Source organism: Mesorhizobium loti R88b, assembly GCF_013170845.1.
Taxonomy (GTDB): domain Bacteria; phylum Pseudomonadota; class Alphaproteobacteria; order Rhizobiales; family Rhizobiaceae; genus Mesorhizobium; species Mesorhizobium loti_B.
Genome location: NZ_CP033367.1, coordinates 2042680 through 2063622 on the forward strand (window position 1 = coordinate 2042680; position 20943 = coordinate 2063622).

A 20943-nucleotide genomic window follows, 5' to 3' on the forward strand; every position below is an offset into this window, starting at 1 on the left:
AGCCCTCAGAAATGCCTCCGCTCGATGAAGGCTATGGCCGGCGAAGGCCGGTTCTCGCAACCCAGCATTTTCGACTCGGCCTGACCCGAATATCGACATGCCCTGAGATGCTGAGATAGCTACCCCTGCTCAGCCTGGATCCGGTTGTAGTCATGGATCGTGCGGCTGAGCCTGCGGCGCAGGAAATTCGAAATGTTGTCGAAGATGAAGACCACGAGCAGCGTCAACAGCACCATGTAGAAGACGTTGGCCCAGTTGGAGTTGGTGCGCATGGCTTCCCACAGTTTCAGGCCGATGCCGCCGGCGCCGACGGCGCCGATGATGGTGGCGCCGCGGGTGTTGGATTCCCATTGGTAGAGCGTCTGGCTGATGAACACCGGTATCACCTCCGGGATCACGCCGTAGCGCTGCACCAGAAGGCCGTTGGCGCCGGTCGAGACGACACCCTCGCGTGGTTTGTCGTCGATGTTTTCCAGCGCCTCGGAATAGGTTTTGCCGAGCGTGCCGATTTCGGTGAAGAAGATCGCAGCACTTCCCGCCAATGGTCCTGGGCCGAAGGCACGGGTGAAGAACAGCGCCCAGATCAGCATGTCGACCGAGCGCATGAAGTCGAAGAAACGCTTGAGCACCTGGCTGAGTATGCCGCTCGGCGTGATGTTGCGGGCGGCGAAGAAGGCGAGCGGGAAGGCGACGATGCCGCCGAGCAGCGTGCCCAGGAACGCCATGACGATGGTCTGCAAAAGCTTCGTCCAGACGTCGCCATGCTGCCACTGGGCGTTGTTCCAGATGTTGTCGCCGGCCAGTGCGAGGTTGGTGGTGCCTGGCTTCAGTTCGGGCCCGGAGATGATCAGCGAGACCACTTCTCCGGCTGATTTGCCGAAGAAGGGCGAGCGCGTGTCGAAGACGAAATTCGCCCAGCCGAGGAAGCGCTTGCGCACCTTGACGCGGTCGACGGTGACACGGACCTCGCCGGCAAAGCCCATCTTGGCGACCACCTCGTCGTCATGCGCGGTGATCCAGTCTGGCACCGGGCCAGTAACCACCGGCTTGCCGCTGGTCAGCGCCACCGGCACGGTCTGGCCATTGGCCACGATGGTCGCCTGCGTCTTGTCGAAGGTGATGGATTTGGCCGGGCCATCGATCATCACCGTGTAGGTGCCGTCTGGACCTTTGATCACCCAGTCGGGGTTGGGGTTGTCGCCCAGCGCCGAGAAGCGCGGATATTTGGGCGTGATCTCAGGCTGGTCGAGACGGAATTCCGGCTGCAAATCATAGCTGACCCACTGCGACAGGAAGAGCGGCAGGCGCTCCCAGTGCGAGTCCCGCAGCACTTGCGGCAGAGTGAAGAACCACATGGCGTAGACGAGATAGAGCACGGTGCCGAGAAGCAGGAACAACGGGCCGAAACGCTTGTAGGCGGGGCGCCGAAACACTTGCGGAAAGCGTTCCTCGATCGCGCTGATTTCGTCTGCGGTCATCGCCGTCATATCAGGCCCCCATGACAAAGGCTTGCTCGCCGACGAGCTTGCGGCGCAGCCAGGCGGAGAACTGGTCGACGATGAAGATGGTGGTGAACAGCAGCAGCACCATGGCCAGCGTCTTGGCGCCGAAGCCGCGCGAGATGGAGAGCTTCAACTCCTCGCCGATGCCGCCACCGCCGACCGCGCCCATGATGGTCGAGATGCGGACGTTGATCTCGATCCGCAGCAGCGTGTAGGACATGAAATTGGGCAGCACCTGCGGCAGTCCGGCAAAGCGAACCCGCTCGAACCAGTTGGCGCCAACCGCCCGCAGGCCTTCCTCGGCCCGCATGTCGATGTTCTCGTTGATCTCGTAGAACAGCTTGCCCAGCGCGCCGATCGAATGCAGGCCGATGGCGATGATGGCGGCGACCGGGCCGATCGAGACGATGGCGGCGAACAGGCCGGCGATGACGATCTCGGGGAACGCGCGCAGCAATTCCATGAAGCGCTTGACGACCAGCCGCAGCACCGGGTGCGGCGTCAGGTTGCGCGCGGCGATGAAGGAAAACGGCACGGCAAAGATGAAACCGATGAAGGTCGAGACCAGCGCCACGTTCACCGTGGTCAGCATCAGCTCGAAATATTCGGGGATGTAGAAACCGCCCCAGACATAGATGCGGCCAAGCGGGAAGTTGAACTCCTGCGTGCCGGTGTCGTGCGGCGAGGCGACGTCGAACAGAGCCCGCCAGACATCGTTCCAGTCCTTGGGGATCAGCCAGCTCAGGAAATCCAGGATGTGCGGCAGCCGGTCGAAGAAGTGGCCGGCATTGGCTTCGTCGGCGAACCACATGCTGGCGAACATCGCGGCAAGCAGCAGGGCGACGCCAAGCGCCGTATAGAACCGGCGCAGCGACGTCTGGCGTCGCCAGGCATCGGCCATCTGGTGGGTGGCGCCAGAGGAGGCTGTCGCGGATGGGGCTGTCACGGAAAGGGTCATGATCGGGGATGCAAAAAGGGCGGTGTTTTCCAACACCGCCCTTTTCGATTTCGCCGTTAGCCGCCGATGGCTGCCTTACGGGCTTCGACGATGACGTTGTAGAAGTCCGGCTTCACCGGGACGTAGCCGGTAAAATCGCCACCTTCGACGCCTTCGAAGCAGGCCTTGTCCTTCTTGGGCAGGTCGGTGAAGAAGGCGGCGAGCTTGGCGGTCATGTCGTCGCCGAGCGCGGTGCGCACGACCAGCGGACCGTTCGGGATCAGGCCCGAGCGCCAGACTTCGACGAAGTCGTTGGGGTCGACGGCGCCCTTGGCGACTTCCTTGTGGAAGGTGCCGGAGGTGTAGCCGTTCTTGAAGTCGCCGATGCCGGAGGAATCGTCCACCGCGACGTCAACCTTGCCGTCGCGCACGGCCAGAACGTTGTTCTCGTGGCCGCCGTTGAACTGGGTCGACGCGAAGAAGGTTTCGTTCGAGGCACCGGTGGTCTTCGGGATCTGGGTCAGCGGGATCAGGTAGCCCGAGGTCGAATCCGGATCGGCGTAGCCGAGCTTCTTGCCCTTGGCCGACTTGATGTCAGTGATGCCGGAGGACTTCAGAGCCAGGCCGATCGAATAATAGCCGGTGGCGCCGTCGGTCTGCTGGGTGGTGAGGATCGGGGTGACGGCCTTCGGATCCTTGAGAACGACGGCTGCATAGCCGGCAGCGCCGAGTTCGGCGAAGTCGAGCGTGCCGCCAAGCAGGCCCTGAATGACGCCGTCATAGTCGGCGGCCGGGAACAGCGAGACCTTCTCGAAGCCGAACTCGGTCTTCAAATGGTCGGCCAGGCACTGGTAGTTGCGCAGCCGGTCGGTCTCGTTTTCACCGCCGAGAATGCCGACGCGGAATTCCTTCATGTCGGCTGCATGAGCGGCGCTGGTGGCCATGGCGAGCACCGAAACGGCGCCGAAAACCATCTTCCTGAACATTGATATCTCTCCTGTAGGTTCCGGCCCCGCGCCGGCAGCGTTCTGATCTTGACAGGTGCCCTTGACGCGGGCGGACGATCCAGTGCGGCTCAATAACCCGGAAATGCAGGTTCGAGCGGTCCGGCGGATGCTGCAATCTTTTGCTTGAAGGCAACGCTGGTGGAGGTGATGGCCTCCGATATCTCGCCGCCATTGCTATCTGCGCCATAGACGAGACGCACCGCCTCACGGTTGAGCTCTTCGGGCGGGCCGTCGAAGACGACCTTGCCGGCGGCCATGCCGATGATGCGGTTGCAATAGGTACGGGCGGTATCGAGCGTGTGGAGATTGGTGACGACGGTGATGCCTTCGCGCAGATTGATGTCCTGCAGCGAGTCCATCACCACCTTGGCGTTGAGCGGGTCGAGCGAGGCGATCGGCTCGTCGGCGAGGATCACCTTGGGCTGCTGCATCATGGCGCGGGCGATGGCGACACGCTGCTGCTGGCCGCCTGAAAGGGTGCCGGCGGGCTGAAGGGCTGTCCGGGCGATGTCGAGGCGCTCGAGCGCGGCGACAGCCTCGGCGCATTCGGCGCGCGAAAACATGCCAAGCAGGTTCGAGATGGTCGAACGGTGGTTCAGCTTGCCGAGCAGCACATTGGTCAGCACATCGAGGCGCGGCACCAGGTTGAACTGCTGGAAGATCATGGCGCAGTCGCGCTGCCAGCGCCGCAGCGGCGAGCCCTGCAGCTTGGAGACATCGGCGCCGTCAAAAAAAATCGACCCCTGGCTGGGATCGATAAGACGGTTGATCATGCGAAGAAGGGTCGATTTGCCGGCGCCCGAACGACCAATGATGCCGACCATCTGACCTTGCGGGATCGAGATGTTGATGTCGCTGACGGCGGTGTTCTTGCCAAATCGTCGGCTGACACCGCGGATTTCGAGCGTGGCAGAGCTTGCTGACATGGGCAGGTTCCAGTCGGGACCATATTAATCGTCAGGCTCTCGCCTAACGCAGCCACATGAACCTGCCGTGTCGCCAGCATGTCAGTTTTGTTACGCTCCACAGACGCGGCGTCAGGCGCTCCTTGCGGTGCGATCAACCAAGCACCAGCAATTCCTCGAAATGCTTCATGTCGCGGAAGGCGCAGAAGGCGGGGGCCTTGATCTCGATCACTGGGGCCTGCCGTGCGAAAAGCGCCAGGCCATCATCGAACAGGTCCTGCCATGCCGCCGCCCTGTCGTCGGCAAGACGCTGGATCTGATAGGCGAAGGTGATGTGGAAGACGTAAGTGTCGTGATCGGGGTGCCGGTAGCCGAACGGCGCCGCCAGCGCATCGCGCCATTGGCGCATGATGCGTACGTCATCGTCCGTCGCGCCGGCAACGGTGAGACCGGTCGGCACGATTTCTACCACCTTGATGTTGAACGGGCCGAAGCCTTCGAAACCTTTCAGCCGTTCCATATAAAGCCTGGTCATGGCGTCGATACTGGTGTCGAGCGGCACGTCGTGCGGCCAGTAACGCAAGCGGCGGCGATATTCGATGATGCCCTGGAACAGTGTCATGTGCAGGCTGGACACCGGCGTGAAGGCGAGACGATCAGCGTCAGGCATCGCCAGCATCTTGTCGCGCACCGCAAGCACCACGCCCTCGGACGGTGAACCGCTGACCAGATGGCTGACGACAGTGTTGCCGGGCTCGGTCAGGAAATTGCCCGAAATGTCGTAGCGCGTGCCGAGATGTGCCGGCGGGGTCGGATTGGAGCCGGCAAAGAATCCGGCGAGCGAGGGTCTGACGGTGTCGGGCATGGCGATCTCCTTGGGGGAGATGACGTCCTGTCCGAGTCATGTGTCAAGGATGTGAACAGGCTTCCCCTGACGATGATGTGAGGGATCAGCCCTCGTATTTTTCCAGAAAAGCCTCCGCTGAAAGCTCGCGGAAATCCTCTAGGGACGCGCGCAGCCTGGCATGGTCCCAGTCCCACCAGGCAAGCGCCTGGTAGCGTTCGGCGGTGCGACGATCGAAGCGTTCGCGGACCGGTTTTGCCGGCACTCCCGCGACGATGGTGTAGGGGGCAACATCCTTGGATACGACGGCTCCGGCGCCGACCGCCGCGCCATCGCCGACGGTGACGCCGGGCAGGACGGTCGAGCCATGGCCGAGCCAGGTGCCGTGGCCGATGGTGACGCGCTTGGCGCGCCGCTCGGCGAAAAATGCGCTCTCGTGCTCGGCATCGTCCCAATAGTCCGAGGCGCGGTAGGTAAAGTGGTGCAGCGTCGGCCGCCAGGTCGGGTGGTTGGTGGCATTGAGGCGCACTGCGGCCGCGATGTTGGCGAACTTGCCGATCGTCGCGCACCAGACGGCGCAGTCCTGCATCATGTAGGAATAGTCGCCGAGTTCACTTTCCGAAACCCGGCTGCGGTCGGCGATCTCGGTCCAGCGGCCCAGCGTGGTATTGTGCACCTCCGCCGTCGGGTGGACCAGCGGCGTCTCCGACAGTTTCCTGGTCATGCGGCGAGTTTTCCCGGAGCAAAAGCGGTGACGTCGATGACGCGGTCGGCCACCGCCTCGCGCACGTCGTGGTCGTGGAAGATGCCGAGCAGGGCGACGCCGGCCGCCTTCTTGGCGGCGATCAGTTCGATCACCACGTCGCGGTTCTTGGCGTCGAGCGAGGCGGTCGGTTCGTCGAGCAGCAGGATCGGATGCTCGGTGATGAAGCCGCGCGCGATGTTGACGCGCTGCTGCTCACCGCCGGAGAAGGTCGCCGGCGGCAGCGCCCAGAGTTTTTCCGGCAGGTTGAGCTGCGCCAACAGCGCGCGTGCCTTGCCTCTGGCTGTCTCGCGCTCCTCGCCGCGTTCGACCAGTGGTTCGGCGACGACATCAAGCGCCGAGACGCGCGGCACGGTGCGCAGGAACTGGCTGACATAGCCGATCGTTTGCCGGCGCACGGCAAGCACGGTGCGGGGGCTGGCATGGGCAAGATCGATCAGGCCGTCCTCATGCTTGACGATGATCTGGCCTTCGTCGACGGCATAGTTGCCGTAGAGCATCTTCAGGATCGAGCTCTTGCCGGCGCCGGACGGGCCGCCGAGCACGGTGCATTCCCCAGCCTTGATCGAGAAGGAGACACCGGCGACGACGGGCAGTTTGATGCCATCGCGCAGATGCATGGTGAAGCTCTTGGCGACGTCGGAAACAACGAGCGGAGTTGGCATCGTTACACCTGCAAAATGGAAGAAACGAGAAGCTGCGTGTAAGGCGCGCGCGGATCGTCGAGCACGCGGTCGGTGAGGCCGCTTTCGACGACGCGGCCGTCCTTCATCACCATCATGCGCTGCGACAGCAACCGCGCCACGGCGAGGTCGTGAGTGACGACGATGGCGGCGAGGCCAAGATCGGTGACCAGCCCGCGCAACAGGTCGAGCAGGCGCGCCTGCACCGAGACGTCGAGGCCACCGGTGGGCTCGTCCATGAACACCAGCCGTGGGCCGGTGACGAGATTGCGGGCGATCTGCAGGCGCTGGCGCATGCCGCCGGAAAAGGCGCGCGGCTCGTCGTCGATGCGGTCTTCCTCGATCTCGACGCGCGACAGCCAGTCGACGGCTGTGGCGCGGATCTTGCCATAGTGACGGTCGCCGACCGCCATCAGCCGCTCGCCGACATTGGCGCCGGCCGACACCGTCATGCGCAGGCCATCGGCCGGGTTCTGGTGGACAAAGCCCCAGTCGGTGCGCATCAGGAACCGGCGCTCGGCCTCGCTCATGCGGTAGAGCTCGCGGAACTGGCCGTCGCGCATACGGTAGCTGGCGGTGCCGGAGGAGGGCAACAGCCGTGTCGACAGGCAGTTGAGCAGTGTCGTCTTGCCGGAACCGGATTCGCCGACGACGGCCAGGACTTCACCCGGCCACAGGTCGAAGGAGACGTTGTCGCAGCCGACGCGCGAGCCGTAGAATTTGGACAGCGCCGAGACGCGCAGCAGTGGTTCGTCGGTCATTGTGCCGGCTCCAAGTTTCCTGCGGCAGGGGTTTCCGGGGCAAGATGGCCGCGATGGCCGTCCGCACGCCGTTTCTCGCAATGGTCGGTGTCGGAGCAGACGAACATGTGGCCGCCATGGTCGTCGAGGATGACCTCGTCGAGATAGACATTCTCGGCCGCGCACAGCGCGCAGGGCTGGTCGAAGGTCTGCACCTCGAACGGATGGTCCTCGAAGTCGAGGCTGACGACTTCGGTGAAGGGCGGCACCGCGTAGATGCGCTTTTCGCGGCCGGCGCCGAACAGCTGCAGGGCCGGTGAGCGATGCATCTTGGGATTGTCGAATTTCGGCGTCGGCGACGGGTCCATCACATAGCGGCCCTCGACCTTGACCGGATAGGCATAGGTGGTGGCGATGCGGCCGTGCTTGGCGATGTCCTCATAGAGCTTCACATGCATGAGCCCGTATTCCTCCAGCGCATGCATTTTGCGCGTTTCTGTCTCGCGCGGTTCGAGGAAGCGCAGCGGCTCGGGGATCGGCACCTGGTAGACCAGCACCTGGCCTGCCGTCAGCGGATGCTCGGGGATACGGTGGCGGGTCTGGATGATGGTGGCGGTGGCGGTATCCGTCGTCACCGCGACATTGGCGACCTTCTTGAAGAAGGCGCGGATCGAGACCGCATTGGTGGTGTCGTCGGCGCCCTGGTCGATGACCTTCAGCACATCATCAGGGCCGATGATCGAGGCGGTTACCTGAACGCCACCGGTGCCCCAACCGTAGGGCATCGGCATTTCGCGCGAGGCGAAGGGCACCTGATAGCCGGGGATGGCGATGCCCTTGAGGATCGCGCGACGGATCATCCTTTTGGTCTGTTCGTCGAGATAGGCGAAGTTGTAGGTGGCGATGTCGGTCATGGTGATCACGTCCGCTTTGTGCTATTGAATTGGGGTCCAGGACGCGGGAACAGGGGCGAATTCAGATGAACTCGACCGGATGGATGCATCTCGGAATTCTGTTGGTGGTGTTCGCCGGCGTCGTTCTCTTTTTCCTTCGGCGCATGATTCTTCCCGCCTCCAGAGAGGGCTCTCACGGTGAGTCCATAGGTATCAGTAATGCTGACTACTCCGGGTATGGCGGTCATTCCCACGATGGTGGCGGCCACGGGGGCGGGCACTAAATTCATTGTACCGCCTCCAATCCCCTGGCGTAGCGCGCCAACCGCTCATTGAGCGTGCCGGTGTGCAGTTCGAACATGTGGTTGTCGTCGTCGTAGAAATAGATCGAGCGGCCTTCCCCCTCGACGCGTGGGCGTGGCGGGCGCATCTCCAGCCCGAACTTGCCGACGCGCTCGGCATAGCCTTCGAAATCGGCGTCATCGATCTTGAAGGCGATGTGGTTGTAGCTGCGCTCCGGCAGCGCCTCGCCCTCCATGACGGCGATCCAGATGTCGCCGATCAGGAAGAATTTTTCGCGCGACAGCGAGAACTGTTCGGCGTCGCTGGCGTAGACCTCGCGTGCATCGAAAACGCCTTCAAGGATCGCGGTCATCCGCTCGAGATCCCTGACGATGAAGGTCATATGGGACAGGCCTTGGATCATTCCGCGGCCTGCCGCTTCTCTTCGACCTTTGCCGGGTTCTCGCGGGCTTCGTATTCGGCGCGCATGCGACGGACGAGGTCGAGTTCGGCCTGGAAGTCGACATAGTGCGGCAGCTTCAGATGTTCGACGAAACCGGTCGCCTGGACGTTGTCGGAGTGCGAGATGACGAACTCCTCGTCCTGGGCGGCGGCGACAATGTCTTCGCCGAGTTCGGAAGCGCGCAACGCGCGGTCGCACAGCGCCATGGCCATCGCCTTGCGCTCGCTCTGGCCGAAGACGAGGCCGTAGCCGCGCGTGAATTGCGGCGGCGCCTTGGCCGACCCCTTGAACTGGTTGACCATCTGGCATTCGGTGACTCGCACAGCACCGAGGGGGGCTGCGAAGGGCAGTTCGGGAACGTCCAACTCCAGCTCGACCTCGCCGATGCGAATTTCGCCGACAAAGGGATGGTTGCGGGCGTAGCCGCGCTGGGTGGAATAGCCAAGCGCCAGCAGGAAACCCTCATCGCCGCGTGACAGCGCCTGCAGGCGGATGTCGCGGGCCATCGGGAATTCCAGCGGCTCTCGGGTGATGTCGCCGGGGACATGGTCCTGCGGCATGTCGCCGTCCGGTTCGATCAGGCCTTCGCGGGCGAGGATCGCCGAGACGCGCGGCATGGCCTGCGCTTCGGTGTCACGCCGCAACGGCTCAGCGACATCGGCGCCGCCGGCAAGCTCGGGATCGAGCAGCCGGTGCGTGTAGTCGAAGGTCGGCCCAAGCAACTGGCCGCCGGGCAGGTCCTTGTAGGTTGCAGAGACGCGCCGTTCGACCCGCATCGCGCTGGTGTCGATGGCCTTGGAGTAACCGAAGCGCGGCAGCGTGGTGCGGTAGGCGCGCACCAGGAAGATCGCCTCGATCATGTCGCCGCGCGCCTGGACGATGGCGAGTGCCGCCAGTTCCCGGTCATAGAGCGAGCCTTCGCTCATCACCCGGTCTACGCCGAGTGCCAATTGCTCGACGATCTGGTCGAGGCGAAGTGCGGGCACCGATCGGTCGCCGCGCCGGCGGTCGGCGAGCAGGCTGTGGGCGTTGGCAATTGCGGCCTCGCCGCCTTTTACCGCGACATACATGCTACGCCTCCATCGTCTTGATGCGCGTCGTGCGCGGCAGGCAGGCTATGCCTTCAGCGGTGGCGAGAATGATGTCGACGCCGCGCGGAAAACGCTTGGTGTTCTGCTTCCACTGCTCGACGAAGTGGCGCGGCATCTGCGCCGGCGCGATCGTGGCGCTGGTTTCGATGCCAGGACCTTCGAGCAGCAGCGGAGCGCCTGAAGTGAGGTCGCTGACCTGCAGGATCAGTGTGGTCGAGCGGTCGGGATAATCCTGCGTGCCCTGCGAAAAGCCGTCCAGCGCCATCATCTCGGCCGGCGTGGCGACAAATGCGAAATGCGCGTCGGCCGGCGTGTTGGCCAGCGGCGCGCCGGTGTGGAAACCAAGCCAGGAGCCGATCGCGGCGGAGGCGTGCAGGGCCGGGTCGAGCCAGAGCGGCGTGTCGTTGTCGCACAGCGCCAGGGCTACGGCACCGGCGATTGCCGAGAGCGGCGCCGGCGGGCGGGCCAAGGTCGGCAGAGGCTGCGCACTGCCCGGCCGCGCCATGGCGTCCATGACGGCACGGAAAACGGTCTGGGCGTTGAACACCGGATCGGCGAAACCGCCCTCGATCGATTGCGCTGCGATATCCATCAGTCTTCTCCGCGAACCATGGTGAAGAAATCCACCTTCGTAGCCGCCGTCTCGGCGCGGCGTTTTTCATGGGCAGTGGTGAGCGCCGATCTCAAAGGCGCGATCAGCCTGGCCTCGACCTCGGCGCGGCGGGCAGGGTCCTGCCACAGCGCGTCGGCTATTGCCGCCAGCTTTGCCTTCTGCTTGTCGCGGCCAAGCGCATAGCAATGGCCGACCTGTCCGGACGGCAGCCGCACGGTGGCGCGGGTGACGGTCGCCTCGCCGACATTGAAGGGCGCGCCGCCTCCGCCGATGCGGCCGCGCAGCGTCACCAGGCCGGTCTCGGGACCGCGCAGCAATTCGGCTTGCGAAGGCAGGCCGGCCTCGTTCCAGAGCCGGACGATATCGTCGCCGCTCGATTGCGCCAGTGTCGCCATGGCGGCCTTGCGCTCGGCCTGGTCGCGGGCTTCCTGTCCTCGCATCAGCAACATTCCTCTTGGCTAAATTTGTCTATTGATATAGACAACTATACAAATTATACATATTACCTAACGTGTGTCCATGACGGGTGGATGACAGGGCCGGGGGCGAGTCATGATTGGGCAAATGGCGGCCGACAGCATCGAGCGGCGCAGCGGCGTGTCGCTGTGGCGGCAGATTGCCGACAAGATCCTGCACGGAATTGCGGTGGGCGACTTCGCCGAGAATGCCGCGCTGCCGCCGGAAGTGGCGCTCGCCGAACGCTATGGCGTCAACCGCCACACGGTGCGCAGCGCCATATCGGCCCTCGTGCAGGAAGGTGTGCTGCGGGCCGAGCAGGGGCGCGGCACCTTCGTCCTGTCGCGCAAGCGGCTGTCCTATCCGATCGGCGCGCGCACGCGCTTTTCGACAGGCCTGCAAGGGCAGACGTCGGAACGGCATATCGTGCTGCTCTCCTCATCGGTCGAGCCGGCCAGCCAGCGTGTCGCCGAGGGGCTTGGCCTTGCCAGGGGCGCCGAGGTGATAAGGTTGGAGACGCGCGGCGAAGCCGATGGACGGCCTGTGTCACGCGCCGCCGGCTGGTTTGAGGCCAAGCGCTTTGCCGGCATCGAGAAGGCGATGGCTGAGACCGGCTCGATTACCGCGTCGTTGGCTCGTTTCGGCATAGACGATTATCTCAGGCAGTCCACCGTGCTGTCGGCGCGCCACGCCGATGCGGCCGATCTCGCCGACCTCGCCCTGCAGCCGGGCGCCATCGTGCTGGTGACGACCTCCGTCAATGTCACGCCTGACGGCCAGCCGGTCCAGTTTTCGGAGTCACGCTTCCCGGCGGAACGGGTCGAGCTGAAGCTGTCGGCGCTCTAAGCGTCCGTCGCAGTTTATCCAATTGCGATCACAGCCTTGATCAGGCCGGACTTCTCATGTGCCCAGCGGGCGAGATCGCGCGGCGTATCGGCAAGCGAGGTACGGTGGGTGACGAGCTTGGCCAGCGGTACGGCGCCGTTGCGGATCGAGGCAGCGACATGGTCGAAGTCGGCACGTAGCGCATTGCGGCTGCCGATTAGCGTCATTTCACGCTTGTGGAATTCCGGGTCGGAAAAGACGATGTCGTCCTTGACCACACTGACCAGCACCAATGTCCCGCCATGCGCGACATGGGCGAAGGCCGACTGCACCGAGGCGGTGTTGCCGGTGGCGTCGAAGACCACGTCGAAGCCTTCGCCTGATGTCGCTTCCCTGATCAGATCGGGTACCGAGCCGCGCGAGCCGTCGAGGGTCTGGAAGCCGAGTTCGGCCGCCGCGAAGGCAAGCCGTTCGCTGCTCATGTCGAGCAGCGCCACGTCGAGCCCGGCGATGCGGGCGAAGATGGCGGTGCCGAGCCCGATCGGGCCGGCGCCGATGACCAGCGTGCGGGCACCGGCATCAGCCCTAGCACGCCGCACGGCATGCGCGCCGATGGCCAGGAATTCGACGGCGGCGGCGTCGGCCAGCGACAGGCCATTGGCCGGATAGAGGTTTTGCGCCGGCACCAGGATCTTCTCGCACATGGCGCCGTCGCGATGCACGCCGAGCACCTCGATCTTGACGCAGCAGTTCGGCTTGCCGTGCCGGCAGGCGATGCACTTGCCGCAGGACAGATAGGGATTGATGACGACCGGTTCACCAACCGCAAGGTCGACGCCTTCACCGGTCTCGACGATCGTTCCCGACACCTCGTGGCCCATGATGCGGGGATAGGCGAGGAACGGGTGCTTGCCCTCGAAAATGTGGTAGTCGGTGCCGCAGATGCCGACATGGCTGACTGCCACCAGCGCCCAGCCAGCGGGTGGTTTTCCAGGCGCGGGACGGTCTTCCAGGGCAAGGTCGCCGGGCGAGCGGCAGACGACGGCTTTCATATCTTGATCCAGTCTGTCTCATTCTTGAAGCAATTCCTGTGGGAAAACCGCTTCACACTTTTCCTGGAATTGCTCCGATGAAATCGCCGGCCCCGCTTGTGTGGCGGTCCGGCGATTGATTGCTCGTCGGTCTACTTGCCGCGGCGGCGTAGCCCGTCGAAGTAGACGATGATGATGATCAGCGCGCCGGTGATGATACGCTGCCAGAACGAGTTGACGTTGAGCAGGTTGGCGCCGTTGTTGATGGTGGCCAGGATGAAGGCGCCGAGCAGCGGCCCATGCACCGAGCCGACGGCGCCGAACAGCGAGGTGCCGCCGATGACCGACGAGGCGATTGCCTGCAGTTCCCAGCCCTCTGCCTGGGTCGGATTGCCGATGCCGATGCGGGCGGCAAGCAGCACGCCGACGAAGGCCGCGCACAGGCCCGACAGCGTGTAGGCCATGTAGATGGTGCGCTGCACGTTGACGCCGGAGAGGCGCGAGGCCTCGGCGTTGGAGCCGACCGAGAAGAGATACCGGCCCCAGCGGCTGTGATGCAGGAAAACATAGGCCGGAATGCCGACCAGAATGACCATCCAGAACAAATTGGGGATGCCGATGAAGGAATTGCGCGAGAAAGCCGTGAAGCTGTCGCTGTTGATGTTGATCGAATTGCCGTTGGTCATCAGCAAGCCGATGCCGCGCAGCGAGGTGAGCGTCGCCAGCGTGATGATGAAAGGTGGCAGGCCCATCTTGACGATGCCGAAACCGTGAAACATGCCGATGGCAACGCCGACCAGCAGCGTCGCCAGAATGGCAAGCCATATGGGGACACCGGCATTGATCAGCAGGGCAACGATGACGGTGGCGAAGCCGACGACGGCGCCGACCGACAGATCGATGCCGCCGGTGATGATGACGAAGGTCTGGCCGACCGCCATGATGGCGATCATCGAGCCCTGGCGCAGAAGATTGGCGATGTTGTTGCCCGAGGCAAAGCTTGGCGTCGCCAAGGAGAGGATGATCCAGAGCAGCACCAGCAAAGCCAGCAGCGTCAGCCCGAACAGGACGTTGTAGTTCCGCTTCGGTTTTTCGACCGGTATGACTTCGGTGCTCATGGTTCCTCCGCTTCTTCTTTTGTTGTTAGCCGATCGCCTGCGTCAGCACGTCTTCATGGCTGGCGGCGCGAAAGCCGTGGCTGGCCACCAGCCTGCCGCGCCGGAACACATGCAGCGTGTCGGCGAGCTCATAGACCTCCGGCAGATAGGATGAGATCAGGATGATGCCGGCGCCTTTCGACAGCAGCGCGCCGAACAGGCGGTAGATTTCGGCCTTGGTGCCGACATCGACGCCCACCGTCGGCTCGTCGAAGATGAACAGCTTGGCGCCGTGCGCCAGCCATTTGCCGATGACGATCTTCTGCTGATTGCCGCCCGACAGGCTGGAGGCGAGTGCGCCGCGCGTTGGCGTCTTGATGCGCAGATCGGCAATCTGGCGGTCGGCTTGCGTCTTTTCCTGGGCGCTCGAAATCAGCAGATTGTTCGAAATGCGCTTGTAGATCGGCAGGTTGAGATTGAGCCCAACCGGCAAATTGAGACACAGGCCCTGATCGCGGCGGCTTTCCGGAGCCAGCGCCATGCCGAGCTTGATCGCGTCATGTTCAGAATTGATCTGAACTGGCTTGTCTTGCCACAGAATCTGGCCGGCAGACTTGCGGTGGCGACCGTAGAGCGTGGTGACGAACTCGCTGCGCCCGGCACCGATCAAACCGTACAGCCCGACGATCTCGCCGGCCCGAACGGTCATCGAGATATCCTCGAAGCCCTTGCCGGACAGGTTCCTTGCCTCGATGATGGCGGCGCCCGGCGTAAAATGCTCCTTGTGGTAGACCTGCTCGATCGAGCGGTTGATCATCATCTTGACCAGCTCGGCATCGTTGGTCTCGGCGATGTTGCGGGTGCCGACCAGCGTGCCGTCGCGCAGCACGGAAACACGGTCGGCGAGCTCGAACACTTCCTCCATGCGGTGGCTGATATAGATGATCGTCACGCCTTCGCCCTTCAATCGGCGGATCAGCGTGAAGAGCTGGTCGGCCTCCTTGCGGGTGAGGTAAGCGGTCGGCTCGTCGAAGATCAGGAATTTGGTGCCGCGCACGGTGGCGCGGGCCGCCGCGATCAGCTGCTGCTGGCCGATTGTGAGATCACCCAGCGTGACATGCGCCGGCAGGTCGAAGCCGAGATCGTCGATGATCTTCTGCGCTTCCCTGACCATGGCGCGCTGCTGCAGGATGCCGAAGCGGGAATTCTCCTCGCCGAGGAACATGTTGGCGGCGACCGTCAGGTGACGGCACAGCACGACCTCCTGGTGCACCGCATTGATGCCGAGCGCCATCGCCTCATGCGGTGTCGCGAGCGCCGCCGGCTGGCCCTCCCAGATGACTTCTCCGGAAGTGCGCGGCATGACGCCGGTCAAGAGCTTGATGAGAGTTGATTTGCCGGCGCCATTCTCGCCGACGATGGCGTGGATTTCGCCCGACTTGAAAGCAAGATTGACCGGCTTCAACGCGTGCGTGCCGGGATAGCGCTTCTCCAGTCCCCGCAATTCGAGGATCGTCCGCCCTGGTTGCAGCGCGGGGGCGGGATGCAGGTCCTGCGCTGTCGAAATCATGGCAATCCTCCCAGATTGGTCTCACGGTTGGCAGGCTGCGAGGCCATAACGCACCTCATTTGCAGCCTAGCCCAAGGCAGCGGATTGCCAAGCCGTTTGTGCCAGAAGCTGATGTTTCCGGGGCGCGAGGCCCCGGAAACAGGTTTCATACCGATGCCTACTTGAGCTTCGGGTTGAGCAGCGCGTCGATCTTGGGATCCTTCATGTTGTCCTTGGTCACCAGATTGGCGCCGGTGTCGACATTGGCTTCGACCTTCTCGCCCTTCGAGGCGGCGAGCGCGGTCTTGATGCCGTCATAGCCCATCCGGTAGGGATCCTGGACGACGAGGGCGGAAATGACGCCATCGTTGAGGAACTTGATCAGCTTCTCGTCGCTGTCGAAGCCGACCAGCGCCAGCTTGCCGCCAAGGTTGTTTTCGGCGACAGCCTGACCGACGCCCTGCGCCATGATCAGGTTGGAGGCGAAGATACCCTTGAGGTTCGGGTTGGCGGTGATCAGGTCGGTGGCGATGTTGAGGCCGGTGGTGGCCTGGCCGTCAGCGTACTTGTCGGCGACCAGCTTGAGGCCTGGATATTTGGCCTTGAGCTGTTCGGTGAAGCCCTGCTTGCGCTGTTCGAGCGAACCGGCGCCGGGTGCGTTGGTGATCAGGGCGACGTCGCCCTCGATCTTGCCGCCATTGGCGGCGCCGATGGCGGCTGCGAGGCCGTCAGCGGCGACGCGGCCACCCTGGACGTTGTCGGTGGTCAGGAACGAAGTGAAGGCCTTGGAGTCGGCGCCGGAATCGATGCCGATGATCTTGACCTTGGCAGCGGCTTCATCGATCGGCTTGCCGAGCGCCTTGAATTCGGTCGGCGAGATGACGATGGCCGCCGGGTTGCTGGCGACGGCGTTTTCGAGGATCGAGATCTGGCCGTTGACGTCGGTCTCAGCCTGGGCACCGAGCTCCGGCACATTGACGCCGAGATCCTTGCCGGCCTTGCGGGCGCCGGCCAGAACGATCTGCCAGTAGAAGGACGTGGTGTCCTTGACGATGATCGGAATGGTCACGTCGGCCGCGGAAACCGGTGCGGTATGCATGGTTCCGGCGAGCATCGAAGCTGCTGCCAGCGCGATGACGGCGCGGCGGTTGAGTATGCTGGTCACGAATTTCATTTAGGATCCTCCCTAAGTCGCCCGGTGAACGTTACGAAAGCTCGGTTCGGATAGGCGTGGCCCAAACGGAACTTTATCAATAAAAAACATTTACGCTGTTTTGATAGTGCATCGATCTGGACGATGCAAGCGGTGTTTCGAGCCGGTCCCACTATCGAAGCGGACACATACTCGCACGCTCACACGCTGCTCCTCCCTTGGCGCAGCCCACGCTCCCGTTCCGTTCGTAAAAACATGGAATATTAATTCCATGTAGTAGTCAATATGGAATGTTCATTCTTTGGGCTGGGTCGCGGATTTGTGAAATTGGAACTCTCATCGAGGCCTAAAAAATGGCGCTGGTTCACGCCAGCTCTTGCACCACTGTGTAGGGACGATATTTGGCATACTCCGTTTTCGGCACGTCGACGTCGAGCAGTTCGAGATTGCGCGTCAGGTTCGCCAGTTTGGCGGTACCGGTCAGCACAGTGGCCACCACCGGTTCGTGCAGCGGAAACTGGAAGGCGGCGGCGGCCAAGGGGTAGCCGCCTTCGCTGGCGATCTTCTCCATGGCGTCGACCCGGTGAAGGACGTCCGCGTTTGCTGGCGCATAGTCGAAATGCGCGCCAGTTACGGGACCTGTTGCCAATATGCCGGAGTTGAAGACGCCGCCGATGACCAGCGACGTCTGTTGTTTCAGGCACAGCGGCAGAAGTTCGGCTTCCGCGCTGCGGTCGAGCAAGGAATAGCGGCTGGCGAGCAGGATGCAGTCGAGCGGCGCGCGGCGCATCACATCGAGGCAAATCTGGACTTCATTGACGCCGAGCCCATAGGCGGAAATCGCGCCGGCCCGCTTCAGCTCCTCGAGCGCCTTGAGGCCGCCATCCATCAGCTGGCGAAAGTGTAGCTTGGTCTTCTCTACGCCGTGCGTATAGGCGCCGATGTCGTGGACGTACAGGATATCGATCTTGTTGAGGCCAAGCCGCGCATAGCTGAAATCGACCGAGCGCATGATGCCGTCATAGGAATAGTCGTAGTCCAGCGCGAACGGCAGCGGATCGACATAGGAGTGATCGGGCACCTGATCTTCAGGCACCGGTCGGAACAGGCGGCCGACCTTGGTCGACAGCACATAGGAATCGCGCGGCTTGTAGCGCAGGAAATCGCCGAAGCGGCGCTCCGACAGACCAAAACCATAGAAGGGCGCGGTGTCGAAATAGCGCAGGCCAGCTTCCCAGGCGCCTTGCAGCGTCTCCATCGCCTGTTCGCGTGAACAGGCCCGGTAGAGGCCGCCGAGCGCGGCACCACCGAAGCTGATCTCGGTGACCTCGAGCGCCGTCTGGCCGATGCGGCGTTTTTCCATGCGCAACCTCCCCGTTGCCGGCCGACATCTGGCCTGGCAAGTCTACGAGATATAAGTCAAATCTAGAGCGTCGCGCCGAGATGCCACGGCACGAACTCGTTGTCGCCGTAGCCAAAATCCTCGCTCTTGGTCTTGCGGCCCGAAGCCGTCTCGACGATCAGCTCGAAGATCTCGCGGCCCATGCCGGCGATGGTCTTTTCGCCCGAGGCGATGACGCCGCAATTGACGTCCATGTCCTCTTCCATCTGGTGATACATGGTCGAGTTGGTGGCGACCTTGATCGATGGCGTCGGCCGGCAGCCGAAGCAGGAACCGCGGCCGGTGGTGAAGACGATGACATTGGCGCCGCCCGCGACCTGGCCGGTGGCCGAGACCGGGTCGTAGCCGGGCGTGTCCATGAACACCAGTCCATTGCCGGTGACCTTTTCGGCATAGCCGAACACGCCGTTGAGCGGCGTCTGGCCGCCCTTGGCGACCGCGCCCAGCGACTTTTCCAGGATTGTGGTGAGGCCGCCGCGCTTGTTGCCGGGCGAGGGGTTGTTGTCGATCGAGGCGCCGTGTTTAGCGACGTGATCTTCCCACCACTTCACATAGCCGTCGAGTTTCTTGGCGATCTCCGGCGTCGCCGCACGATAGGCGAGCAGATGCTCAGCGCCGTAGATTTCCGTGGTCTCGGAGAGAATGCCGATGCCGCCGACGCCGGCCAGGATGTCGACAGCGGCACCCAACGCCGGATTGGCCGTAATGCCGGACATGCCGTCGGAACCGCCGCATTGCAGGCCGACGACAATTTCGCTGACCGGGATCGGTTCGCGCTTCAACTGGCCGACTTCCTCGGCGATCTCGGCCAGCACCAACATCGCCTTTTCCACCGATTTGCGCGACCCGCCGGCGTCCTGGATGTTGAAATGCCGTTTGCCGGCGGCGACACCCTTTTGGCCGTAAAGGGTAAGCTGGTTGACCTCACAGCCGAGGCCGACCATCAGCACGCCGCCGAAATTCGGATGGCGGGCATAGCCGGCCAGCGTGCGGTGCAGCACCATCATGCCGTCGCCGGTGGCGCTCATGCCGCAGCCCTGGCCGTGGACGATCGGCACGAAGCCGTCGATGCCGGGATATTTCGGCAGCAAGGTCCGGTTGGCGGTGTCGGCGATGGAATGGCAGACGGTGGCCGAGCAATTGACGCTGGCGAGGATGCCGATGAAGTTGCGTGTGCCGGCGCGGCCGTCGGCGCGGCGATAGCCCATGAAGGTTCTGATACGGTCGGCCTCGGTTGCGTGCTCGGCCTCGCTCGGCGGCACCACCGGCAGACGGCCGGCCTCGAACACCAGATTGTGCGAATGGACATGCTCGCCCGGCGCGATGCCCTGCGTGGCGCGGCCGATCGCCTGGGCGTATTTGACCACGGCTTCACCGGCGGCGATCGGCTTGATCGCCACTTTGTGGCCGGGCTCGATGAGGGCGGTGGCAAGCGCCCCGCCCGGCAGCACGGTGCCGATCTCGATGCGGCCATTGGCAACGGCGACGTTGTCGGCGGGGGACAGAAGGATGGTGTTGGAGACGTTCACGGGCGGTTTCCTGGGTGATCCTGGGATGCGCGCGGATTGACACGCGCTTGATAAGAGTTAATGTCTTTTATCGTGAAAAAACAGTTTTGCGTCAATTGTTTTTTAGCGGTGGTTCCGCTGTCCCCGGGGGAAGTGGTGACGCGCTGCAAACAATTGAACCGAACCCCAGTGAAAGCGATTCCCGCTTTTCAGGGTCATGGGAACGTCATATTGCGCTTCAAGCCGCCCGCCGCAAGCGCCGGCATGCATGGGTCAGGGGATGTCGAAGAGCAACAACGTCTACAAGGATGCCTATAACAGGTGCCTCAGGCTGCTCGACGAGACGCGTAGCCTGCCGTCGGAACCGGAGTTGGGTGCGCTGCTCGGCGTCAGCCGCACGACCGTGCGCAGCATCCTTTCGCGCATGGAGGAGACCGGACTGATCGCCTGGAACAAGCGCGCCAAGACGGTGCTGCGCGACCCGCGTCCCGACGATTTCTTCCCCGAGGAAGAGACCGATACGCTCGCCGAGATCATCGAGCGGTCGTTCATGCGCAGGCTGCTCGCGGGCGGCGCAGAGGCCGGCATGCAGATCAACGAGCTTGAACTGGCGCGCGAGATCGGCGTCGGCACCACCAGCGTGCGCGAGTTCCTGATCCGCTTCTCGCGCTTCGGCCTGATCGAGAAGCGCCGCAACAGCCACTGGGTGCTGAAGGGTTTCACGCGGGCCTTCGCGCTCGAACTGACGGAAATCCGCGAGATGTTCGAGATACGCTCGGCGGCGGCTTTCGCCGCTCTGCCGCCGGACAGCCCGGTCTGGGCCGATCTCGACCGGCTGGAAGAGCAGCATCGTGTTCTGCAGCGCGACATTGCCACGCGCTTCAACGAATTCTCGGAGCTGGACGAGCGCTTTCACCGGCTCATCCATCGCGCCTCGCTCAACCGCTTCATCGTCGATTTCTATGACGTCATCGCCATGATCTTCCACTACCACTACCAGTGGAACAAGGCACAGGAGCGCGAACGCAACGAAGTCGCGATCGGCGAGCATCTTGCCTATATCGAGGCGCTCAAATCGCGCGACCTCGGCAAAGTCGACGTCGCTTGCCGCAAGCACCTGAAGTCGGCGCGCCAGACATTGCTGACCTCGATCCCTGAAAGCCGCTCACCGCAAAAATCCTGAGCTGCGTCGCGAGAGC

21 protein-coding genes are annotated in these 20943 nt (G+C 63.3%); 2 read left to right on the forward strand and 19 right to left on the reverse strand.

Features of this window, described 5'->3' with window-relative positions; genetic code table 11:
• Nucleotides 1-119 precede the first annotated feature (119 nt).
• The 13 genes from phnE (EB235_RS09970) to phnG all read right to left on the reverse strand — a co-directional run bounded on the left by phnE (EB235_RS09970) (nt 120) and on the right by phnG (nt 11163).
• Entirely contained in the window at nt 120-1487 is a 1368-nt protein-coding gene (phnE, locus tag EB235_RS09970; protein ID WP_027031145.1) for a phosphonate ABC transporter, permease protein PhnE, read from the reverse strand.
• Between the two features lies 1 nt (nt 1488).
• Nucleotides 1489-2460: a phosphonate ABC transporter, permease protein PhnE gene (phnE, locus tag EB235_RS09975; RefSeq protein ID WP_027031144.1), complete on the reverse strand. Its 972-nt coding sequence runs from the start codon at nt 2458-2460 to the stop codon at nt 1489-1491.
• A 56-nt stretch (nt 2461-2516) separates the two neighbouring features.
• Nucleotides 2517-3425, reverse strand: coding sequence for a phosphonate ABC transporter substrate-binding protein (gene phnD / locus EB235_RS09980; RefSeq protein WP_027031143.1), 909 nt, complete (start codon nt 3423-3425; stop codon nt 2517-2519).
• An 89-nt stretch (nt 3426-3514) separates the two neighbouring features.
• Complete coding sequence (phnC, locus tag EB235_RS09985) at nt 3515-4372, reverse strand: phosphonate ABC transporter ATP-binding protein (RefSeq protein ID WP_027031142.1); 858 nt, start codon at nt 4370-4372, stop codon at nt 3515-3517.
• 133 nt (nt 4373-4505) lie between these two features.
• Nucleotides 4506-5216 carry a DUF1868 domain-containing protein gene (locus tag EB235_RS09990; protein WP_027031141.1) on the reverse strand — a complete coding sequence of 237 codons (711 nt, stop codon included), beginning with the start codon at nt 5214-5216 and terminating at the stop codon, nt 4506-4508.
• Between the two features lie 85 nt (nt 5217-5301).
• Nucleotides 5302-5919, reverse strand: coding sequence for a DapH/DapD/GlmU-related protein (locus EB235_RS09995; protein WP_027031140.1), 618 nt, complete (start codon nt 5917-5919; stop codon nt 5302-5304).
• Entirely contained in the window at nt 5916-6623 is a 708-nt protein-coding gene (gene phnL, locus EB235_RS10000; protein WP_027031139.1) for a phosphonate C-P lyase system protein PhnL, read from the reverse strand. The genes EB235_RS09995 and phnL overlap by 4 nt, the downstream gene beginning before the upstream one ends.
• 2 nt (nt 6624-6625) lie before the next feature.
• Entirely contained in the window at nt 6626-7402 is a 777-nt protein-coding gene (phnK, locus tag EB235_RS10005) for a phosphonate C-P lyase system protein PhnK (RefSeq protein WP_015315654.1), read from the reverse strand.
• On the reverse strand, nt 7399-8295 hold the full coding sequence (locus tag EB235_RS10010) for an alpha-D-ribose 1-methylphosphonate 5-phosphate C-P-lyase PhnJ (protein ID WP_027031138.1): 897 nt from the start codon (nt 8293-8295) through the stop codon (nt 7399-7401). The genes phnK and EB235_RS10010 overlap by 4 nt, the downstream gene beginning before the upstream one ends.
• Before the next feature lie 265 nt (nt 8296-8560).
• A complete protein-coding gene (fosX, locus tag EB235_RS10015) occupies nt 8561-8980 on the reverse strand; it encodes a FosX/FosE/FosI family fosfomycin resistance hydrolase (protein WP_027031136.1) in 420 nt (139 codons plus the stop codon).
• A complete protein-coding gene (locus tag EB235_RS10020) occupies nt 8977-10089 on the reverse strand; it encodes a carbon-phosphorus lyase complex subunit PhnI (protein ID WP_027031135.1) in 1113 nt (370 codons plus the stop codon). The genes fosX and EB235_RS10020 overlap by 4 nt, the downstream gene beginning before the upstream one ends.
• Before the next feature lies 1 nt (nt 10090).
• Nucleotides 10091-10702 carry a phosphonate C-P lyase system protein PhnH gene (gene phnH / locus EB235_RS10025; protein WP_027031134.1) on the reverse strand — a complete coding sequence of 204 codons (612 nt, stop codon included), beginning with the start codon at nt 10700-10702 and terminating at the stop codon, nt 10091-10093.
• The gene (gene phnG, locus EB235_RS10030; protein ID WP_027031133.1) at nt 10702-11163 is read right to left on the reverse strand and encodes a phosphonate C-P lyase system protein PhnG; all 462 of its coding nucleotides are present in this window, start codon (nt 11161-11163) and stop codon (nt 10702-10704) included. The genes phnH and phnG overlap by 1 nt, the downstream gene beginning before the upstream one ends.
• A gap of 112 nt (nt 11164-11275) precedes the next feature.
• Between phnG and phnF the strand changes: the two genes are divergently transcribed.
• Complete coding sequence (gene phnF, locus EB235_RS10035) at nt 11276-12025, forward strand: phosphonate metabolism transcriptional regulator PhnF (protein ID WP_027031132.1); 750 nt, start codon at nt 11276-11278, stop codon at nt 12023-12025.
• Nucleotides 12026-12039: 14 nt separating this feature from the next.
• Here the strand turns inward: phnF and EB235_RS10040 are convergent, their stop codons facing one another.
• From EB235_RS10040 to EB235_RS10065, 6 genes are all read right to left on the reverse strand, one after another.
• Nucleotides 12040-13056: a zinc-binding alcohol dehydrogenase family protein gene (locus EB235_RS10040; RefSeq protein ID WP_027031131.1), complete on the reverse strand. Its 1017-nt coding sequence runs from the start codon at nt 13054-13056 to the stop codon at nt 12040-12042.
• Nucleotides 13057-13187: 131 nt separating this feature from the next.
• Nucleotides 13188-14153, reverse strand: a complete 966-nt coding sequence (locus tag EB235_RS10045; protein WP_027031130.1) for an ABC transporter permease — start codon at nt 14151-14153, stop codon at nt 13188-13190.
• Between the two features lie 25 nt (nt 14154-14178).
• Nucleotides 14179-15702 carry a sugar ABC transporter ATP-binding protein gene (locus EB235_RS10050; protein ID WP_027031129.1) on the reverse strand — a complete coding sequence of 508 codons (1524 nt, stop codon included), beginning with the start codon at nt 15700-15702 and terminating at the stop codon, nt 14179-14181.
• A gap of 157 nt (nt 15703-15859) precedes the next feature.
• Nucleotides 15860-16855, reverse strand: coding sequence for an ABC transporter substrate-binding protein (locus tag EB235_RS10055; protein ID WP_027031128.1), 996 nt, complete (start codon nt 16853-16855; stop codon nt 15860-15862).
• A 343-nt stretch (nt 16856-17198) separates the two neighbouring features.
• Nucleotides 17199-18197 carry an aldo/keto reductase gene (locus EB235_RS10060; protein ID WP_027031127.1) on the reverse strand — a complete coding sequence of 333 codons (999 nt, stop codon included), beginning with the start codon at nt 18195-18197 and terminating at the stop codon, nt 17199-17201.
• Nucleotides 18198-18259: 62 nt separating this feature from the next.
• Nucleotides 18260-19765, reverse strand: coding sequence for a UxaA family hydrolase (locus tag EB235_RS10065; protein ID WP_027031126.1), 1506 nt, complete (start codon nt 19763-19765; stop codon nt 18260-18262).
• A 259-nt stretch (nt 19766-20024) separates the two neighbouring features.
• Here EB235_RS10065 and EB235_RS10070 point away from each other — a divergent pair, with 259 nt between their 5' ends.
• Nucleotides 20025-20927, forward strand: a complete 903-nt coding sequence (locus EB235_RS10070; protein ID WP_027031125.1) for a GntR family transcriptional regulator — start codon at nt 20025-20027, stop codon at nt 20925-20927.
• Nucleotides 20928-20943 lie beyond the last annotated feature (16 nt).